The 17,716-nt window shown below is 35.3% G+C and carries 13 protein-coding genes and 4 tRNA genes; 8 read left to right on the forward strand and 9 right to left on the reverse strand.

What is annotated here, in order from left to right:
* Positions 1-2: 2 nt before the first annotated feature.
* The 4 genes from flhD to cspE all read right to left on the reverse strand — a co-directional run bounded on the left by flhD (position 3) and on the right by cspE (position 5,694).
* Positions 3-353, reverse strand: coding sequence for a flagellar transcriptional regulator FlhD (gene flhD / locus SB028_RS12150; protein ID WP_069367452.1), 351 nt, complete (start codon positions 351-353; stop codon positions 3-5).
* 3,723 nt (positions 354-4,076) lie between these two features.
* Complete coding sequence (locus SB028_RS12155) at positions 4,077-4,775, reverse strand: MgtC family protein (protein ID WP_069367451.1); 699 nt, start codon at positions 4,773-4,775, stop codon at positions 4,077-4,079.
* A gap of 402 nt (positions 4,776-5,177) precedes the next feature.
* Positions 5,178-5,372 carry a protein DsrB gene (dsrB, locus tag SB028_RS12160; RefSeq protein ID WP_069367450.1) on the reverse strand — a complete coding sequence of 65 codons (195 nt, stop codon included), beginning with the start codon at positions 5,370-5,372 and terminating at the stop codon, positions 5,178-5,180.
* A gap of 109 nt (positions 5,373-5,481) precedes the next feature.
* Complete coding sequence (gene cspE, locus SB028_RS12165; RefSeq protein ID WP_004243573.1) at positions 5,482-5,694, reverse strand: transcription antiterminator/RNA stability regulator CspE; 213 nt, start codon at positions 5,692-5,694, stop codon at positions 5,482-5,484.
* Between the two features lie 455 nt (positions 5,695-6,149).
* Here cspE and SB028_RS12170 point away from each other — a divergent pair, with 455 nt between their 5' ends.
* Together SB028_RS12170 and SB028_RS12175 are read left to right on the forward strand one after the other, a co-directional pair.
* The gene (locus tag SB028_RS12170; RefSeq protein WP_069367449.1) at positions 6,150-6,656 is read left to right on the forward strand and encodes a YlaC family protein; all 507 of its coding nucleotides are present in this window, start codon (positions 6,150-6,152) and stop codon (positions 6,654-6,656) included.
* Positions 6,657-6,812: 156 nt separating this feature from the next.
* Positions 6,813-6,888 (forward strand) — tRNA-Asn (locus SB028_RS12175).
* 143 nt (positions 6,889-7,031) lie between these two features.
* On the opposite strand, the gene SB028_RS12180 is transcribed toward SB028_RS12175, so the two are convergent.
* Together SB028_RS12180 and SB028_RS12185 are read right to left on the reverse strand one after the other, a co-directional pair.
* Positions 7,032-7,625: an NAD(P)H-dependent oxidoreductase gene (locus SB028_RS12180; protein ID WP_069367448.1), complete on the reverse strand. Its 594-nt coding sequence runs from the start codon at positions 7,623-7,625 to the stop codon at positions 7,032-7,034.
* A gap of 90 nt (positions 7,626-7,715) precedes the next feature.
* The gene (locus SB028_RS12185) at positions 7,716-8,660 is read right to left on the reverse strand and encodes an AraC family transcriptional regulator (protein ID WP_260665128.1); all 945 of its coding nucleotides are present in this window, start codon (positions 8,658-8,660) and stop codon (positions 7,716-7,718) included.
* Positions 8,661-8,952: 292 nt separating this feature from the next.
* Between SB028_RS12185 and SB028_RS12190 the strand changes: the two genes are divergently transcribed.
* The 6 genes from SB028_RS12190 to SB028_RS12215 all read left to right on the forward strand — a co-directional run bounded on the left by SB028_RS12190 (position 8,953) and on the right by SB028_RS12215 (position 12,454).
* A tRNA-Asn gene (locus SB028_RS12190) sits at positions 8,953-9,028 on the forward strand.
* A gap of 346 nt (positions 9,029-9,374) precedes the next feature.
* Positions 9,375-9,450: transfer RNA gene (locus SB028_RS12195), tRNA-Asn, on the forward strand.
* Positions 9,451-9,769: 319 nt separating this feature from the next.
* Positions 9,770-9,845, forward strand: a tRNA-Asn gene (locus SB028_RS12200).
* Between the two features lie 196 nt (positions 9,846-10,041).
* The gene (pyrC, locus tag SB028_RS12205; protein WP_069367447.1) at positions 10,042-11,094 is read left to right on the forward strand and encodes a dihydroorotase; all 1,053 of its coding nucleotides are present in this window, start codon (positions 10,042-10,044) and stop codon (positions 11,092-11,094) included.
* 210 nt (positions 11,095-11,304) lie between these two features.
* Complete coding sequence (bssS, locus tag SB028_RS12210; RefSeq protein ID WP_064720401.1) at positions 11,305-11,559, forward strand: biofilm formation regulator BssS; 255 nt, start codon at positions 11,305-11,307, stop codon at positions 11,557-11,559.
* Positions 11,560-11,851: 292 nt separating this feature from the next.
* The gene (locus tag SB028_RS12215; RefSeq protein WP_069367446.1) at positions 11,852-12,454 is read left to right on the forward strand and encodes a LuxR C-terminal-related transcriptional regulator; all 603 of its coding nucleotides are present in this window, start codon (positions 11,852-11,854) and stop codon (positions 12,452-12,454) included.
* Between the two features lie 264 nt (positions 12,455-12,718).
* Here SB028_RS12215 and ttrA read toward each other — a convergent pair whose 3' ends face one another.
* Genes ttrA through ttrB form a run of 3 tightly spaced genes read right to left on the reverse strand, consistent with a single transcriptional unit; the run spans position 12,719 to position 17,560 of the window.
* Complete coding sequence (gene ttrA / locus SB028_RS12220; RefSeq protein WP_069367445.1) at positions 12,719-15,799, reverse strand: tetrathionate reductase subunit TtrA; 3,081 nt, start codon at positions 15,797-15,799, stop codon at positions 12,719-12,721.
* Entirely contained in the window at positions 15,792-16,820 is a 1,029-nt protein-coding gene (gene ttrC, locus SB028_RS12225; RefSeq protein ID WP_069367444.1) for a tetrathionate reductase subunit TtrC, read from the reverse strand. Before ttrC ends, ttrA begins: the two co-directional genes overlap by 8 nt.
* Positions 16,817-17,560: a tetrathionate reductase subunit TtrB gene (gene ttrB / locus SB028_RS12230; RefSeq protein ID WP_069367443.1), complete on the reverse strand. Its 744-nt coding sequence runs from the start codon at positions 17,558-17,560 to the stop codon at positions 16,817-16,819. The genes ttrC and ttrB overlap by 4 nt, the downstream gene beginning before the upstream one ends.
* Between the last annotated feature and the right edge of the window lie 156 nt (positions 17,561-17,716).

Genomic DNA, 17,716 nt, shown 5'->3' on the forward strand with positions numbered 1-17,716 from the left:
TGTTATGCCCGTTTCTTTGTCGCAGTAGTCTCTTGTTCCGATAACTGACGAAACAAGTTAGAAGAAAGAAGAATGCCAGTATGAATTTGTTGTAAATCATCCACTCTAGATTCTTTGGTGAGTTGTTCTATTGTTTCGCTGTCTTCAAACCGGAAATTACAGATTAGTTGGTTTGTTTCAGCCAACTTAACCAATTGAGGCAATGTAAGCTCTGCCAGTGCATCCGCCATAGAGTCACTAATCCCAAGCCGAAACATTGCGGAAGCCTTTTCTTGGTTAATTAACCTTTGCGCCAAAAGCAAATACGATAAATTTATGTCATAAATATGCTTAAGCAATTCAACCGTACTCATCTCTTTACATCCCGTCCGATTATATTGAACAAAGAGGATCTCCCTAATGAAAGATCCCGAGGAAATTAATATAAATGTAATATTAAATTTCCAGGCCCCATTTTATGAACATGACACGTAGTAACACTACCTTGTATTACTTAGTTACGGTCATTTTCAAAAGTAGCGAAAAAAACATTTAAATTAAAAGTAAACTTTAAATGCTCGCCAATATAGCTCGTTAAGAATAATCCTAACGCAACAACTTTACTCCTTAACGATTAAGTTATTCAACGGATAAAGTAGTCTAATTTAAATACTATGTGAGTCACATCACAAAAAGATAATCATTATTATGGAATTAGTTCATTAACTATTCAAGTGATAAAAGTAATAAAACTTGGTGTAAATTAATAAGCTAATCTACCCAAATTAAAATATTAACGATAATTTTTTATTTTATACGATCTATTAAACTTATAAACCTAAAATTACAGCATAAAAAATTGACAAATCCACAATTGAGGATTTTTTTGATCACAGTAACATATATTGATATATCTCCTCCTCATCTTTATCTAAACAAGCATCCAAAATTTAATAAATATTTCTATAGATATTATTTTTTTCATCATTTACGTAAACCTTCATAAATGATCACTTTTTATTTACAATTCGCTTAAAAAACAATCTACCCTAATTATTTATAGTTATCCTAAATTTTTTCATTATTTAACGATTAAAATTATACTTTTAAATCAACATGATAAGTTGATAAAGTTATTGCACAGGACGATAAGTCATATAAAATTAAATTCTTAGTTATGCATCTTCGCCCTTAAACCATTGAATATTTATTTCCACTTTATTAAAGTTTCAATTGTAATAATACAATTATACTAATACTTGTTAAGTGCTATTTAACACTTAAATTACAGAACTCTTAATAAGTGTTTTATTGGCTATAAATTAGTCACAGAGAAATAATATCTATATATAAATAAGTTTTTTTTATGAATTACTGTGTATTTTATATACAATGTATTTTTAAAATGACCATCAGTTTAATATAAAAACAAAAGAATTATTTTTATTTAATTAAATAAAAAACGTCTTAAATTTAATTTCAAAGTAAAAAAGAATATAAAAATAATATAGCATTTAGCTTAAGTTAAATTTTAAAAAACATATGTTTTTTTATAAAATAAAGTCACAATTTATTAATATAAAAAAATTAAATTTAAATTTTCTTATTTTTCACTTTGTATTGATATCAATTAACCGAATCATATACAATTAATTAAAAAAATAATAGCCAGTAAAAAATATAAATAAGAAAGAAAAATTTATAAATTATATCTTATATAATCACACCTCAATTATTATAAAAAAAGACATCTTTTTGAAATATAAATTTCAACTTCATAAAAAAAACTTCAAAGAAGCTCCAGTATAAAGTAATTAATTCATAAAATAATAAATCAAAATATAAATTCTGTTTTTCCTGTCATCCGTATTCCCCCTATACAATAAACGGTTGTAATGACAACTATGACAACCCAAGGTTAACACTTGTATACATCAACCTTTTAAATGTAAAGACAGAAAAACAAATATGATCGAAATAACATCTTATTGATTATTCTACTAGCATTAATTTTAACTAAAAAATATCAAATGTTACCTTTTATCCCCCAAACAGTCCTAAAAGCGATTTGCTTTGCTCTTACAAATGATGAGCATTTTTTCACTTTCCTTTTTATCATGCGGTTAGCCTGTTTTTTTTAACCTAGCTAGCACAAGTCTCAAGACATTACGGGACTAAACGTGCTGACTTCGTAACAACACCATTGCTTAACAAAAGTTGATGTTGACGGGCTTAGGAGAGTGTAAAGATTTAAATAGCGGTATATTTTTACTTAACGCGTTAAAATATATCTCTCAAAATTCCTCTACTTTAACCACTAATTTGACTCCTTTTGTTACCCTTTTTATGAGTAATTCTGAGTTTAAAAAGACTCTTCCTCTCAATCAAAACCTAATAAACGTATTGATATATCTAAATAATCAATACTCACATCTCATTTATTAGATTAATCTTAAAAACCAATATCAGTGCTTAGTATTCCAGGCTCCAAAAATGTTCTAAACTTTTGGAAAAAGAGGGCTTTGAAAAATATTGTAACCGTATTTTTCAAAAGTAATAATTGTGATTATTCACGAGGTGAATACAAATGCTTTGTGTATTGCTGTCAGTTTTATTGAAATGAGTTACATTCTTTTTTAGTAAGTAAACATAAAATGATTGTTCACCCTTTTATACCGGCAATTTTTTAAATTAGTATTCCTCTTATACTTGTTTTTATCTTTTTTGGTAAATCAAAAAAGGTCAGTAGCACAATTATCCTTTATATATATATTCTTGCAGTAAATACCAATGACTCACCTATTTCACACTAAGATAATTCTCCTTGTGTAATAAGTAAGATTTACATCCTTGACAAAGTTATAAACAATATAATTTTGAAATTATTATTTTATCGAATGGAAAGAACGGTGTGTTTTTTCTACTCTTATTATAAGATTACTTATTGGTATCATTTTCTCTACATGCCATTTACAAAAAATTCTATAATTTTTCAAAAAAATTTTATTCATCAATGATGAGTGATTACAAACATCATACCACTGCAATTCATCAGCTTTACTTTAGCAGTCTAAACTCACTGTTTTCCTGAATTCTTCCTCATTTTTTAAGAGTCTAATTTGATTAAATTAAAAATATTACTCAAAAAATCATACTTAAATTAAATACGAGCGAATATATTGATAAAATTTTCGCCAAATACATTGAAATAATTTGAGAGTATAATTTAGGTATTAAAAAAAAATCCAATATAATCAATGGAAAACATCATTTTCTCTCCCGAATTCTATACTGCATTAAGCCCCTTAATAACGACTTTTTGTCCTACAATACTCCTAAGTACCTCATTTAATAAGTAAACTATGGGTTGTAATCGCTTACTTGATTTTTGTTTTTCCGACTTGTTAAAACAAAATAAATGGAGATAAATCAAATCTTCTTAAAACGAACGATTAATAAAGATGAGAAATCACGCCAAATATCTCTGTATGCTATCCAACCTTTTTCATTCACAACTCATTATATACGGGTTAACCACAATTCAAATAATTGTACATTAATCAATTTAGGCAAAAATGTTTGTTTTTATTAAAACGAAAATGAATATATTCCACCCTATTGCGTATTTTAATTAGTTTTTGAATACATTTTTCTGTTTTTCATTCCGTAAAGTAATAGTTACAATAATAATAATTACATAAATAAAATACTTTATTTTTATATATCAGTAATAATACGTAACACATGACTAAGATCTCATTCATCTCATTAAAGGTATTAGTTTTAGAATTAGGTATTATGTTAATGCTCTAAATAATGTGAGGTTTGAGAGGTAAAAATGTAGAGTTTGCTAAGATCGTACCAAAGCATGTGACTGGTGCGAATAAACATAATCAGCCACATAACAGATTAAATATGACAGGTCTATTATTTACAAATTGCAACGTTATATTCTTTATAACTTTTATTAATACCTATATTCTTTTTTGAAATAACTCTATCATTTGTCATTGTTTTTAGTATCGATATGATAAAAGAAGCTCCTTATACAATATAAGGAGCCTCAAGTAGAAAGATATTGCCTTAAAAAAGATCTGTTAAACGGGATGCTCTGCTGCTATCTTCCAATTAATTGCACTGACACTCTTTTCTAAACTGACTCTACACACAATCGCTTCTATCTCCTTTTGTTCAACAGGTGTTGCCAGTAATTCTGCACAAACCTCCAACTGACTAGGCATCAATGTATCAGCACTGCTTAAAGACTGTAATCGAACATGTAATCCATTTATGGCTTGTAAAATGAGTGTTCTTACTAAAACTTCATCTTCTTCATGACAAATAATTCGTATTGAGTAACGTTGCTCAAGATCTATTGCTTGATGTTGTGGCTGAGCATTGATCCGCTGAGCAGCTTCTCGTAGCAAAATATTTGCACAAAGAATAAGAAGTGTTGCTATGGTCGCCAATTGATATAAACCTAAGCCACATAACACGCCAATTGCTGCTGAACACCAGAGTGTTGCGGCTGTATTAAGTCCACGTATATTCATTCCTTCACGCATGATCACACCCGCACCCAGAAATCCAATACCTGAGACAACTTGAGCCGCGATCCGGCCAGGGCTATCTGGGGAAGTTTCTATTGAACTTAAAATAAAAACAGCCGCGCCGGTTGCAACTAATGCATTTGTTCTTAAACCAGCCATTCGTTGTCGCCATTGACGTTCGGCACCAATCAAAGCACCCAGACACATTGCAATCACGAGATTTAAAATATAAGGCGTCATCGTCATGTTTCTTTCCTCCACATGATGATTAAAATCGATATGAAAATTTTGCTCTGATAATTAAGAATATTGAAATTAATTCATCAGGTTAGGTGGAGGAAACAAAGAGAAAAAAATATAGCACATGAAATTACCCTGCTTGTTTTAGCGGTATAAGGGAAATCATTTAGGGATGTGCAAATAGGAATATATAAGAAAAGAATATTACAACGCACTGCCCACCAAGATGGTAAGCAGTTTTAGTGAAGAAAACAGCTTACCTGTTATTTTGAATAACATTATTCTCTGTTAATGGGTTTATCATTAACCTACAACTTTGTGTATCCATAGGTGTTTCCTCTTAACTAAAATTGGCAAAAGTATAAGAAATTGATTTAAAAATGTAAATGAACAGTATCTAAACGTCAGTCACTTTTGCTGTATTGGTCTAACAAATGTTCCTTCACCGCCCTCTTTTTCATTAAAAAACCAAATGCCTTTTGGATATTCAGGAAGTGATACTAAATACATTATACCTTCATTAAATTCTTCAATAAGTAGGATAGTCCCTTCACGATCATCACTACCATCTGTTTTCACAACAACGTTATCATTAACCTGCATTTTCACTCCTGATAAATATTATCATTCTCTTTTTCTTTATTTTACCCATAAAGAAAAAGCCTGCCACCATAAGGTGACAGGCTTGAGAAAATTTTTAAAAGGCTTTAAATTACAGAGCTGTTACGTTAGCAGCTGCTGGACCTTTTGCACCGTTTTCAATTGTGAATTCTACGTTCTGACCTTCAGCCAGAGTTTTGAAACCGTTACCTTGAATGGCAGAAAAGTGAACGAATACGTCTTTGCTTCCGTCTGCTGGAGTAATAAAACCAAAGCCTTTAGACTCGTTGAACCACTTAACTTGACCTTTCATTTTGTCAGACATGTGACTTTCCTATATATCAATAAAACGTTGCCTTCTCGGCATCTACTGGCCTGAACTACCTATAACTTATGGGCACACATGAAGAAAACGGTCAAAAAGCGATGCTGTTTAAAACTCATTAACTTAGAATGTCAATCATAAATCAGGTCTGTATTGAGGCCTTACTCATTAACGCATGAGACAAGTTTAATAGCAATAGTTTTATGCGTCTAAAGATTAAAAAAATGCAAATTGCACATTAAAAATACAATTCTTCCTCTATTTTTATCACTGAGCATAAAATTTATTTGATATTTTATCTCTATTATTAACAACAACTAAGAATATTCCTAACAGCCTAACAATAACAGTTAATACCAGAATTAAAAAAAACTGTTCTACCCGCTTTTCTTGTCCCCGTGATAATCTAGTAATAAGAAACAAGTTTGCAACATTCATCTCTTAAGGTGTTTACAATGAATGTATTAAAAGAAATCTTAGAGCGTGATTTAGATCGGATCAATAAAGCAGAAAAAAGAGACGGGAAACCCCATCTTAATAGTCAGTTTTTAAAAAATCATATTTGGTTATGCATCAGCATGGTTCTCTCTTATGTATTACTTGCTGCATTATTAATTTATTCACCTTACTTTGGTGTTATCTCGCTCGTTCTCTTTACTGTGATGTTCTTAGTTATGGCAGGTATCTTGTTATTTGATATAAAACCTATCTATAAATTTGAAGATATTGGTGTTCTCGATTTAAGGGTTTGCTATAACGGTGAATGGTATACCTTTGAAAAACTCTCTGATGAAGCCATCAATGAGATCTATCAGCACCCTGCAATATCTCAACAAATAAAAAAAGACATTCGCGAGATCATCAATAAAAAACAAGAAATTCATTTTTACGATGTGTATTTAATGGCATTTGATCCCGTTCAACAATCCATTTCAGCATCACAACTATCCCCTCAAGCCTAAGTAATTCTCCGTGTTACACACAAAAACACGGAGAATTACTTCTATTATTTAGCCACTTTGGCGATAAACCAATCAAACAGATATTTTATCCACTTTTAACGTTGACACTCTGATATATCATCGTTATTATGCGCCTCGTTCTCAAGAGAACTCGCTTCCTCCATAGTTCAGTCGGTAGAACGGCGGACTGTTAATCCGTATGTCACTGGTTCGAGTCCAGTTGGAGGAGCCAAATTTAAAAGAGCCTGCACTATTTAAGTGCGGGCTTTTTGTTTTCTGTGTTCTTATCATCTAAATTAGCGGCCTAAAATCCAATCTAGATCGCTACCTTTATTGATTAATAGAGCGATAATCGATATCTAGCAAGATAAATAGCTAACCCACTATTCCAACAATTTCGTGTTTTAAATGTTGTTTATACGCCTCAACATCTTGTTCAATTTGCGGTTGTTTTACCACATCAAACATTCCGAATGTTTTTAAACCTTCCATACCTAAAAACTGGTTCGCTTTATGGAATGGGAAATAGACAGCATCAATACCTTTTCCTTCAAAGAACTGTTCTTGTTCTTCAAAAGATCCAACAGGTGCATTCCAAGTGACAGAAAGAAGATACTTTTTACCTTGTAGTAACCCACCTGAACCATATTTTTTCAACGGATCTTTTCGTGTACGGCCATCATCAATATACATTTTGCCGTATCCAGCACTAAATACATCATCAATGTATTTTTTTAAGATCCAAGGACCTTCCATCCACCATGCTGGCATTTGATAAATGATGACATCAGCCCATAAGTATTTATCAACTTCTTCGTTATTATCATAACCATCATCAATGCGTGTTGATTGCACATTTATCTGATACGAAGACAACAACTCTGTGGCAACTTGCGTTAAATGGTCGTTAAGCTTCCCTTCAGAACCATCAAACGCTTTTGCTGCATTAATAATAAAAACATTAGTCACTTCTAAACTCCTTTGCATACACATAGTTGATAAGCTGACTGTAACGTAATTATCTATTGCTAGCTTAACTCATTTCTCCATTATTCTTGCCTAATAATCCAAAGATATGCTTTCTGATCCTGATGCTTTTAAGCGTTGAATATCTTTTAAGGGCGATAATCCAAATAATCGCTGATATTCACGACTAAACTGTGATGGACTTTCATAACCGACAATAAATGCCGCTTCAGAAACATCACTCATTTCAATCAACATGATCCTTCTCGCTTCATTCAGTCGTAACCATTTTTGATATTGCAACGGCGTCATGCCAGTTCGATTTTTAAAGTGAAAATGAAATGAAGAGGTGCTCATACCCACTAATGTTGTGAGAGCTTCAATCCGAATTGTTTTGCGATAATGTTGTTTAATCCAATCAAGAGCATGACTAATTTGCCGACACTGAGGATGTTGTGATGCTAATAATTGCTGACGCGCACCATCATTTGATCGTAATAAGTAATAAAGGATCTCTTTTTGGATCAACGGAGCAATAAAAGGGGCATCTTCGGGTGTATCAATGAGTTTTATAAGCCTTGTTACAGCTTGTAAGATTGGCTCGGTTGCTTGAACAATTTGTTGAGCCCGAATTTTGTTATTTTCTTGTAGTAATTCAAACTTATTTTCAGCGAGCAGTTCAGGTAATAGCGCGAGGTCTAATTTTAGCAATATCGCTAAAAAAGGGGTTTCTTTTGACGCTTCACAAACTTTAGCAAAAGTCGGTATTTCTGATGATGTTAAAAGCATATTCATAGGGCGATAGCAATTTGTCTCTAGCCCTATCGTTATCTGCTTTGCACCTTGCGCAGCAATAGCTAAGCTTGGCTCATACACCCAGCCTTCTGGTTCTGTCATAGAAGTATATCGGCATAACGCTAAACCAGAAACCGTTGTATCCCATCCCCCCTCTTTATCTTTTGTATATAGAAGAAGTGTTTTTTTAAATTGCTCAAACGCGAATACCATTGGTACTGATAATTTCGTAGTATCCATCATCTCTGGATCTTTAATTAGTCTTTGAATTTATCAGATTGTATTACTAAACAGTATGAAAAACTTTCTTTTAAAAAAAGCCTTATCTTTTCTTGCCAATATAAGACACGGTTCATCAAGTAAAAATGTTATTTCGAATATTATTTCTACTGATAACCATTTATTTTTTATACATTTTTATCAAAAAAGAAACAATCTGATGCACTCTTGAACAAACAGTTATTTTTTTCATTTTTTTACTTTACAAGGTGAGCGAGGATAGCTATTATTCGCCTCGTTCTCACGAGAACTCACTTCCTCCATAGTTCAGTCGGTAGAACGGCGGACTGTTAATCCGTATGTCACTGGTTCGAGTCCAGTTGGAGGAGCCAAATTTAGAAAAGCCCGCACTATCATTGTGCGGGCTTTTTGCTTTCTATTCATCCACTATTTTTGTTCCTCTATTTTCTTATTTATTTCTTTTTGCATATCGATCTTATGCATCTTCTATATCAATTTCGTGTTAGCTCAAAGTCATCAATAAAAGAATGTCTTTTTATAAAATCATTCCAATCAATACGGTTCTACCTAGCGTTTTTTAAACTCAAAACCACCTTATTTGATTTAAAAACTATAAATTAGTTATTTTTTAACCACTTAAACTATTATTTCACTTTTTTTACTTTACAAAGTTCATCACCCTCGATATTATCCTTTCCGTTCTCACGAGAACTCGCTTCCTCCATAGTTCAGTCGGTAGAACGGCGGACTGTTAATCCGTATGTCACTGGTTCAAGTCCAGTTGGAGGAGCCAAATTTAGAAAAGCCCGCACTATTATTGTGCGGGCTTTTTACATTCTGCCCTTTCTATTGCCAATACCGTCCTTATTTTCTATCCATTTTCTTTTTCAGATCCTAGTCTTGTCTGAAATACGTTATCGCTTTATTTTTAGTTTTATTTTCTGTATTCAGTATGAAAAACAACTCGTTAAAAATGCACATTAACTCATTATTAGGTTATCTGTTTTAGAAATGCGCAATATGTTGATTATCTATGCACTTAAACAAATATCGTCGATTGCCCTTTGACATATCAAATCCCCCGCTATATGATACGTGCCACTTAATGATGTTCCTCCATAGTTCAGTCGGTAGAACGGCGGACTGTTAATCCGTATGTCACTGGTTCGAGTCCAGTTGGAGGAGCCATTTCTTTTGTGTCACCCTCATAACCTTTTGATTTTATTCTCTGTTTTACCTTACACAATTCCAAAAACATAATAAAAAAAGTGATTAAAAGGTAGCTATTTAATCGTTTTCGTATTAGCATTCATTTCCGGCTTGACTATCCAGTCCAATCCAATCCTTGATCTTTCGATTTTCCTAAGACACACGGAGCCGGTATATGACCACTGCACAACCTATCCCCCTCACTATTCGCCGTCCTGATGATTGGCATGTTCACTTTCGTGATGATGACATGCTAAAAACCGTTGTTCCTTATACTAGTCGCTATTTTGGCAGAGCTATTGTCATGCCAAATCTTGTTCCACCCGTTACAACGATTGAAGCGGCTCGTACTTACCGTGATCGTATCAAAGCCGCTATTCCTGCTGGAGACAACTTCGAACCCTTAATGACCTGTTATTTAACAGATAGCACACTGCCTTCAGAAGTCGAACAAGGTTTCTTACAAGGTGTTTTTACTGCTTGTAAACTCTATCCAGCAAATGCAACAACTAACTCAAGTCATGGTGTATCCGATATCACAAAGATTTACCCTATCTTAAGTGTGATGGAAAAAATTGGTATGCCATTACTGATCCACGGCGAAGTGACTGCTTCAAGTATTGATATTTTTGATAGAGAAGCACGTTTCATTGATAGCGTTATGTCTCCTGTACGCAAGCAATTTCCTGAGCTAAAGATTGTTTTTGAACACATTACAACTAAAGAAGCTGCTCAGTATGTATTAGAAGGAAATGAATTTCTCGGTGCCACCATTACACCGCAACATTTAATGTTTAACCGTAATCATATGCTGGTGGGTGGTGTTAAACCTCACCTATATTGCTTACCTATTCTTAAACGTAATGTTCACCAAGAGGCTTTAAGAGACGCGGTTGCATCAGGAAATTCTCGCTTTTTCTTAGGCACTGATTCCGCACCTCACTTACAACACCGCAAAGAATCCTCTTGTGGTTGTGCTGGCGTATTTAATGCACCAACTGCACTGGCAGCCTATGCAACCGTCTTTAAAGAACTCAATGCATTACAACACTTTGAAGCCTTCTGTTCTCTAAATGGTCCTCGTTTCTATGGTTTACCTGTTAATGAAGGAACCATCACATTAACTGAAAAAACTATCGAAGCCCCTGCGCAAATCCTTTGTGGTAATGAAGCACTTATTCCCTTCTTAGCAAACGAAAATATTCATTGGGATATCTCTGTTAATTAATTCTTCCCCTTGATATTTATCTAAAATGCACCATATAACATTTGTTCGACTGTGAATGGTGCATTACTCTTTTATCAGAGTCAGCACACATTTTTTGTTATAATAAAAATTTATCTTTTTTATCACGATAAATCTCGTATACTGAAAAGTAACCACTTTATGTGGATGCTTCTCTCTTAGTCAAAACCGGTTGTATGATTAGGAGGTATTATGAGTAGAAAAAACGAAGTTATTCAGACACATCCTGTTGTAGGCTGGGACATCAGTACCGTTGACATCTACGATGCCATGATGTTACGTTTACATTATCTTCCTGAAAACGAACATCATCCAGAAAACGCAGTTGTAGATAAGACACTTTGGCTCACAACAGACATAGCTAAACAGTTGATTCATATTCTTCAAGCAGGTATTGATAAAATTGAATCATCTGAAGATTCTGTTTCAGACAACACCAAGCATTGATACAAAGATTTAGAAAAGATAGAGAACGCAAAGCAGGAGTACTTGGTACTCCTGTTCTCATTTTATTTTTCTATGATCCACCATCACATATTAATTATATCCATATAAACCCACGATTACTGCATAAAAATAATTAGTCATACTAATAAATGAACGCCTATTTAATGGAAAAATAATCATAATTATTTTATTCGATATATCTTCAAAAAAAAAACATATAAGCCGAATTGACATAAAATAAGGTTATCTTTATTTTAATAAATTAAAACGGCTACAAACAAGGAAGTTATTTGTGAAAGTATTAATTATTGACGAATGTTTTTTTACTCGTAATGGTATAAAACATTATTTTTCGAAGAAAAATGTAAGACATGAAATAATTGACATATCATCTATACAAGAAGCCAATAATTATATTAATTATTCAATGCCAGATATTATATTTATTGATCTCACAAAATATTGTCGCGAAATAGCGCATTGTCCACATTTACAACTTTTCTTTATTTCAACAAAAAGCTGTCGCCTTTATCTTTACATCGATGCTAACTACCCTGACAAAGAAAGACCTATCGCATTGACAAATAACTGTTTTATCCTTCCCAAAAAGATACTTCCTTGGGTGCTTGAAAAAACATCTTTGTTCACTTCTCGGTGCCAAGTTTTCTTTCCTACCTATAAGCATTCATTATGTTCTATTTTTAGTTCACAAGAACAAAAAATCATTAATTATTGGATGGATGAAATCCCTAATCATCAAATTGCTAAAAAATTGTCTATTAGCAATAGTACAGTATATTCACACAAAAGACATATTACCGAAAAGATTAATGTAAAAAATCGAATTGAATTATTTTTCATATATAATATTTTAAAATACATATATGAGAAATAACCCTATAACATTCCGATTATAAATAAAAAAGAAAAAAGGAGTCCAATTCCCATTATTACTCACTGTAATTTAGGTAGCTAATAAGCGTGTTAACCACCTTAAACTTATAATAATATTATGTATGTAGGATACATGTGATATTAAAATAATTAAACTGATATAGCTCTATCTTATAAAAGAGAAAATAAAACTTACTTGTTGTGCAATCACTTCACTCTTTTTTTAATAAAGAGTGAAGTGATTATTAAAATATAAAATTGATAATTAAGCTATACGCTCAATTTTAGCAGGTAAACCTTGACGAACAGATGCACCTGATACCCAATCTAACCATGTATTAGTGATTTGACGTGTTGGATCAGCAAACCCTAAATCATTAAGGTTGATACCACTGCCAATACCTTTATCCATCGGTAATGGTTGTTCATCTAAGTAATGCTGACGAGAGCCTAACTCTTTATGCCCATAACCATGTTCAATCGCTAAAACGCCCGGCATGACGCCATCGAGTAAACTAATCTCTGCTTCAACTTGTCCACCTGGTGTAACAATGCGAACTTTATCACCATGATTAACACCCCATTTTTTACCATCCTGGGGATTAATTGCGACTAAATTACTCGGTTTGACCATTCTTAAACGCTGGATCATACCTGTTGAACTACTCACCACATGAGACTTAAAGGACATTAATTTTAGTGGCCACTGCTCTTCAGGATAGTGCTGATGAATATCACTGCCATCTGATAAACGTGGTGGATAATAAGTCGGGCAACCACTATAACGTTCACCCGTTATTGCATGATGATTCTTCGCGACTTGTTCATTCCAAATCTGTAATGGTTTTTTCCACTGTGGACCCGTTTCATCACCATTCCATGCTTTGTCATAAGGAGCAAAACGACCGCCTCGTGTATAGATATATGCAACCTGAAGAACTTCGTCATTTTTTAACGTTGACGTTATCGTTGGTAAAATACGATCTACACCACTCAATAAAATATCTTCATGAGTTGCGGGGGCAACCGGTTTCTCACCCATAAATGCCATATTGGCGGCAACTCGTAAATAATAGTCTTCTGCACTATTGATGGGATAGAAATTACCTTCCATGTCTTCAATTGCTTTCTCACCAAAACCAGGTAAATCTAAAGCTTTGGCAACAGCGATACAGAATGTTTCCATTGAAATGGGCTGCCCCTCTGCTGTTTTTGCAACACGAGGTTCAATAATCGGCCAACGCGCTGTGCTCGCTTTAGTTTGAACGCCAGACCAAGGCGCACTAAATCCCCAGCTTTCAAAGTTATGCGTATCTGGAACAATATAATCTGCCAGCGCTGTTGTCTCATTCATAAAAGCATCAATACCAATAATCAAGGGGAGATGCTTCGGATCTTTCAAGCGTTCTTCCATCACTTGACGAATACCCGCAATCCCATACACAGGATTGGTCATATTCGTTATCCATGCTTTTAATGAATAAGGATAACCTGCTAATGCAGAGCCTAGCTGTTCGGTTAATTGTCCCGCAGCAAATGGATACCAAGGTGCTTTTGCTGGGTATGGAGATCCCCCTTTCTCTACACGCTCACGGTACTCATCAGATTTTTCATAGGCGACTTTACTGCGTGATAACACCATACCTTTTGGTTTAACTTTACCTTTAAAGCTATCCATTTTGTAACATGGACCATCAGTTGCACCATTAAACTTACCGCCGCCAACAGAAACGCCACCTTTAAGGTTTAAGTTACCAATGAGCGCATTAAGCATAATGACGCTCCACGCTGTATAAAAACCATTACCACTCATCATCCCGCCATGAGAGATCACCGCGGCTTTTCGACCATAAGCAGTAAATTCACGACCTAATGCAACAATTGTTGTTTCGGGTACTTTACAGCGCTCACTATATTCTGCCAGTGTCATACGTTTAGCGGCTTCATCGAGTAATTGGAAGCTCGATTTTACGGTAACTTCAACACCTGTTTTTAATGTAATTTTATGTGTTGCAAACAATTCAGCACGATCAACTTTTGTTGCTGGTGTTAATTCACCATCAAGTGAGAGAACCAAGTTGACTTCTTCCCCCTCAGCAACATCATTCAAATGTGCAGTAGTCAGCATTTGTCCTGACAGTGGATGTTTTTCATCACAGATCACAAGGTGAGTTGCATTCGTCCAGCTCTTCTCACCCACATTTTTCATTGAAACTTCGCTCGGTACTGACAAATATTCTGCATTGTAGCGATTGTTTTCAATGATCCAGCGGATCATTCCCATCACTAAAGCAGCATCCGTTCCTGGTTGAACCGGAACCCAATGCCCATGATCGTTAGCTAATGTCGTTGTTAAAGGCAAAGCAGGAGCAACAACCACATAATTAAACGAGTCACGAATTCGTGCATTAGCTAACTGACGACCTTGACGCTTAAATGGGTTACCTGATTGTGCTGGCGAGGTTCCTAAGAACAGAGCAAATTCAACATGATCCCAGTCTGGCTTAACGTGAGCATTTTTATCTAAATCATTCATTAACGCACCCGAGCCAGCACGGTACGCCAATCCACAATAAGAACCATGAGCACCAAAGTTTTTACTACCAAATGCGTTTTGAGCAAAGCGACGAATAAACGTATCACGACCATCATCACCGGCATTTGTCACCAGTAATTGATTCGCTTTAGGGCCTAAAGATGGCTGCTTTGGATCGATTAACGTGTCTAAATCGCGAATGGCTCGCAAACCATCAACATGACCTTCACCAAAAAGATCACCACCTTCAACAACTTCTTGGATCAACTGCTCAAAACTAATGCGTTTCCATTTCCCTTCACCGCGTTTACCCACACGTTTCATTGGTTCAAGAATACGAGTTGGACTATCAAGGCTTTCCATCATGGTTGCACCACGAGCACAAGCCGTAGAGCGGTTTTCTAAACCACTCTCTCCTCCCATTTTTCCAAATGCCTCTTTAATTGGCATGTTATAGCTAAAATGATGATCATGAGAAAGTGGGTGATAAGGATTACCAGCAATACGTAATACTTTATTATTTGCTCTATCAACACGGGCACGAACACCGCATTGTGTCCAGCACCCAAAACATTGCGTCATACAAACAGCTTGATCAGTATTCGGTTGCCATTTTGCGTCTTTTACAACTTTGCCTTCAGGTAATAAAGAATTTCCGTTGATCCGATCCAGTGTGACTTTGCCTGATGTGCCATCAACTAAACCATCTATGGCACGTTTAGCAACATCACGGTAACTGGCAGCAAATGCGGCAATACCACCGATAACTAATCCACCTTTAAGCCATTGACGTCTTGTAAACTTAGCCATGCTGTACTCTCCTGACAACCCAACGAATACTTTCTCTAAATAAAATGATTAACGCTATCCACAATCCAAATGTACCGATAATTCCCATCAATCCATCATTACCTAGCGGAAATTCATAAGGGTTTGTAATTATGTTATATTTAGGAATATATTGAGCACCTATCAACATCAACCAGCGTAATACCCACGCAAGTCCCATTGATACAAATGCCATGATGGTAATAAACGCAACCGAGCGTGCTTGTTTTGCCATCAAAAGTCCCATCGCGACAGAGATACCCCATAGTGCGATAACACCAATGGCACTCCACCAGCCAAGACTTCCCATTGCTAATTGTTCTCTAATTGCCTGGCCTGAAATTGTATCGCCAGCAACCCAAAAGCCCGTACAGACTGCTAATAACATGAGTGAACTCACAAACCACATAGCTAATTCACGCTGATGTACAGGCTCACGACGTGTTCCTAATGCAAGTAATGTTGGGAGTACTTGCATTGCACTAAAGAACAGTAGTATTGGTAACCAGTAGGTATACAACACAGGTCTTGCTTTTAAGATAGAGGCTTCGCGACCTGTATATAACAGCAAACCAATCGCCGTTAATGAACATGCTAATGCTACCCAACGCGTTAATTTATATTCACGCTTCCATACTAAGCGAACGACCATCGCTGCAAAGTAAAGTAGACTAAATGCTGAGAATAACGGCAATAACAGTGAGCCCCATGCCATCCATGACCACGGTGTTGGATAAGCATAAAAATGCCACACGCGTGCTGTTTGGTGTAAATCAGCGGTTAAAGCTAGAGGGGCTGTAATACCGGCTGTTACTGCAATAAATACAGCAACCGCTTCTAAACGTTGATTACCTGCACTGCCTTTCCAGCATTGCCAACACGCATAAAGTGTTGCGCAACAAGCAATACCGATGAAGAAGAAATATTGTACAGCCCAAGGTAACCAAAAATATTCTTGAGGGATCGCGATCACTTCTTGAATTTGAGAAACTTGCGGGATCATGAGTGAACCTCCTGCTGCCATAATGCGGGTTGTCCTTGACCAGCTAACGGTTGTACAAATGCATCATCGAGACCAAGATAGAAAACTTGTGGCAACGTGCCGCTTTCTGGTTTTAATACTTTCAGCTCTTTTTCATGTGTATGCAGCATTTTGCTGATCGTACTATTAGGATCTTTCATATCGCCGATAATACGCGCACCACCGACACAAGATTCAACACACGCAGGCAGTAATCCAACTTCGAGGCGATGAGCACAGAAAGTGCATTTATCTGCGGTTTGTGTTGAGTGATTAATAAAACGTGCATCATAAGGACATGCTTGAACACAATAAGCACAGCCAACACAACGTTCATTATCAACAACGACAATACCGTCTTTACGCTGGAAAGTTGCTTGAACAGGGCAAACAGGTACACAAGGAGGTTCATCACAGTGGTTACACAATCTAGGTAGTAAGACGTTGGTTATCCCTTCTTGCCCCTTGATAGCAACCTGATATTGGTTTACTGTCGTCCTAAATTGTCCTTGAGGTGTCTGATTTTCAATATTACAGCTTACTGTGCAGGACTGGCATCCTACACAACGGCGTAAATCAATCAGCATTCCGTAGCGTTTATCTTCTGAGCCCTCACGACGCTCAGGTGATAATTTAATGCCGGCTTCAGCTAAAGGAACCAGTGAAGCACCCGCAGTAAGGACCCCTAATTGTTGTAAAAATTTTCGTTTTCCAAGATCCATATTTGTCTCCAGCATCACTCAATAACACAATCTCACTATGAGTGAAGGAAATAGAAATTAAAAAGTATGTGTTTTGTTATAAGTGCATTGTAAAAATTACTGGAGACGGCACCTATTGTGGTTTACCACATACCCAGTACGAACTTGATCCAAGAC

This window comes from Proteus vulgaris (genome assembly GCF_033708015.1).
Lineage (GTDB): Bacteria > Pseudomonadota > Gammaproteobacteria > Enterobacterales > Enterobacteriaceae > Proteus.

Coding starts and splice junctions, on each gene's coding strand:
- flhD (WP_069367452.1), bottom strand. CDS start 353: ATGAGTACGGTTGAATTGCTTAAGCATATTTATGACATAAATTTATCG.
- SB028_RS12155 (WP_069367451.1), bottom strand. CDS start 4,775: ATGACGATGACGCCTTATATTTTAAATCTCGTGATTGCAATGTGTCTG.
- dsrB (WP_069367450.1), bottom strand. CDS start 5,372: ATGCAGGTTAATGATAACGTTGTTGTGAAAACAGATGGTAGTGATGAT.
- cspE (WP_004243573.1), bottom strand. CDS start 5,694: ATGTCTGACAAAATGAAAGGTCAAGTTAAGTGGTTCAACGAGTCTAAA.
- SB028_RS12170 (WP_069367449.1), top strand. CDS start 6,150: ATGAATGTATTAAAAGAAATCTTAGAGCGTGATTTAGATCGGATCAAT.
- SB028_RS12185 (WP_260665128.1), bottom strand. CDS start 8,660: ATGATGGATACTACGAAATTATCAGTACCAATGGTATTCGCGTTTGAG.
- pyrC (WP_069367447.1), top strand. CDS start 10,042: ATGACCACTGCACAACCTATCCCCCTCACTATTCGCCGTCCTGATGAT.
- bssS (WP_064720401.1), top strand. CDS start 11,305: ATGAGTAGAAAAAACGAAGTTATTCAGACACATCCTGTTGTAGGCTGG.
- ttrA (WP_069367445.1), bottom strand. CDS start 15,799: ATGGCTAAGTTTACAAGACGTCAATGGCTTAAAGGTGGATTAGTTATC.
- ttrC (WP_069367444.1), bottom strand. CDS start 16,820: ATGATCCCGCAAGTTTCTCAAATTCAAGAAGTGATCGCGATCCCTCAA.
- ttrB (WP_069367443.1), bottom strand. CDS start 17,560: ATGGATCTTGGAAAACGAAAATTTTTACAACAATTAGGGGTCCTTACT.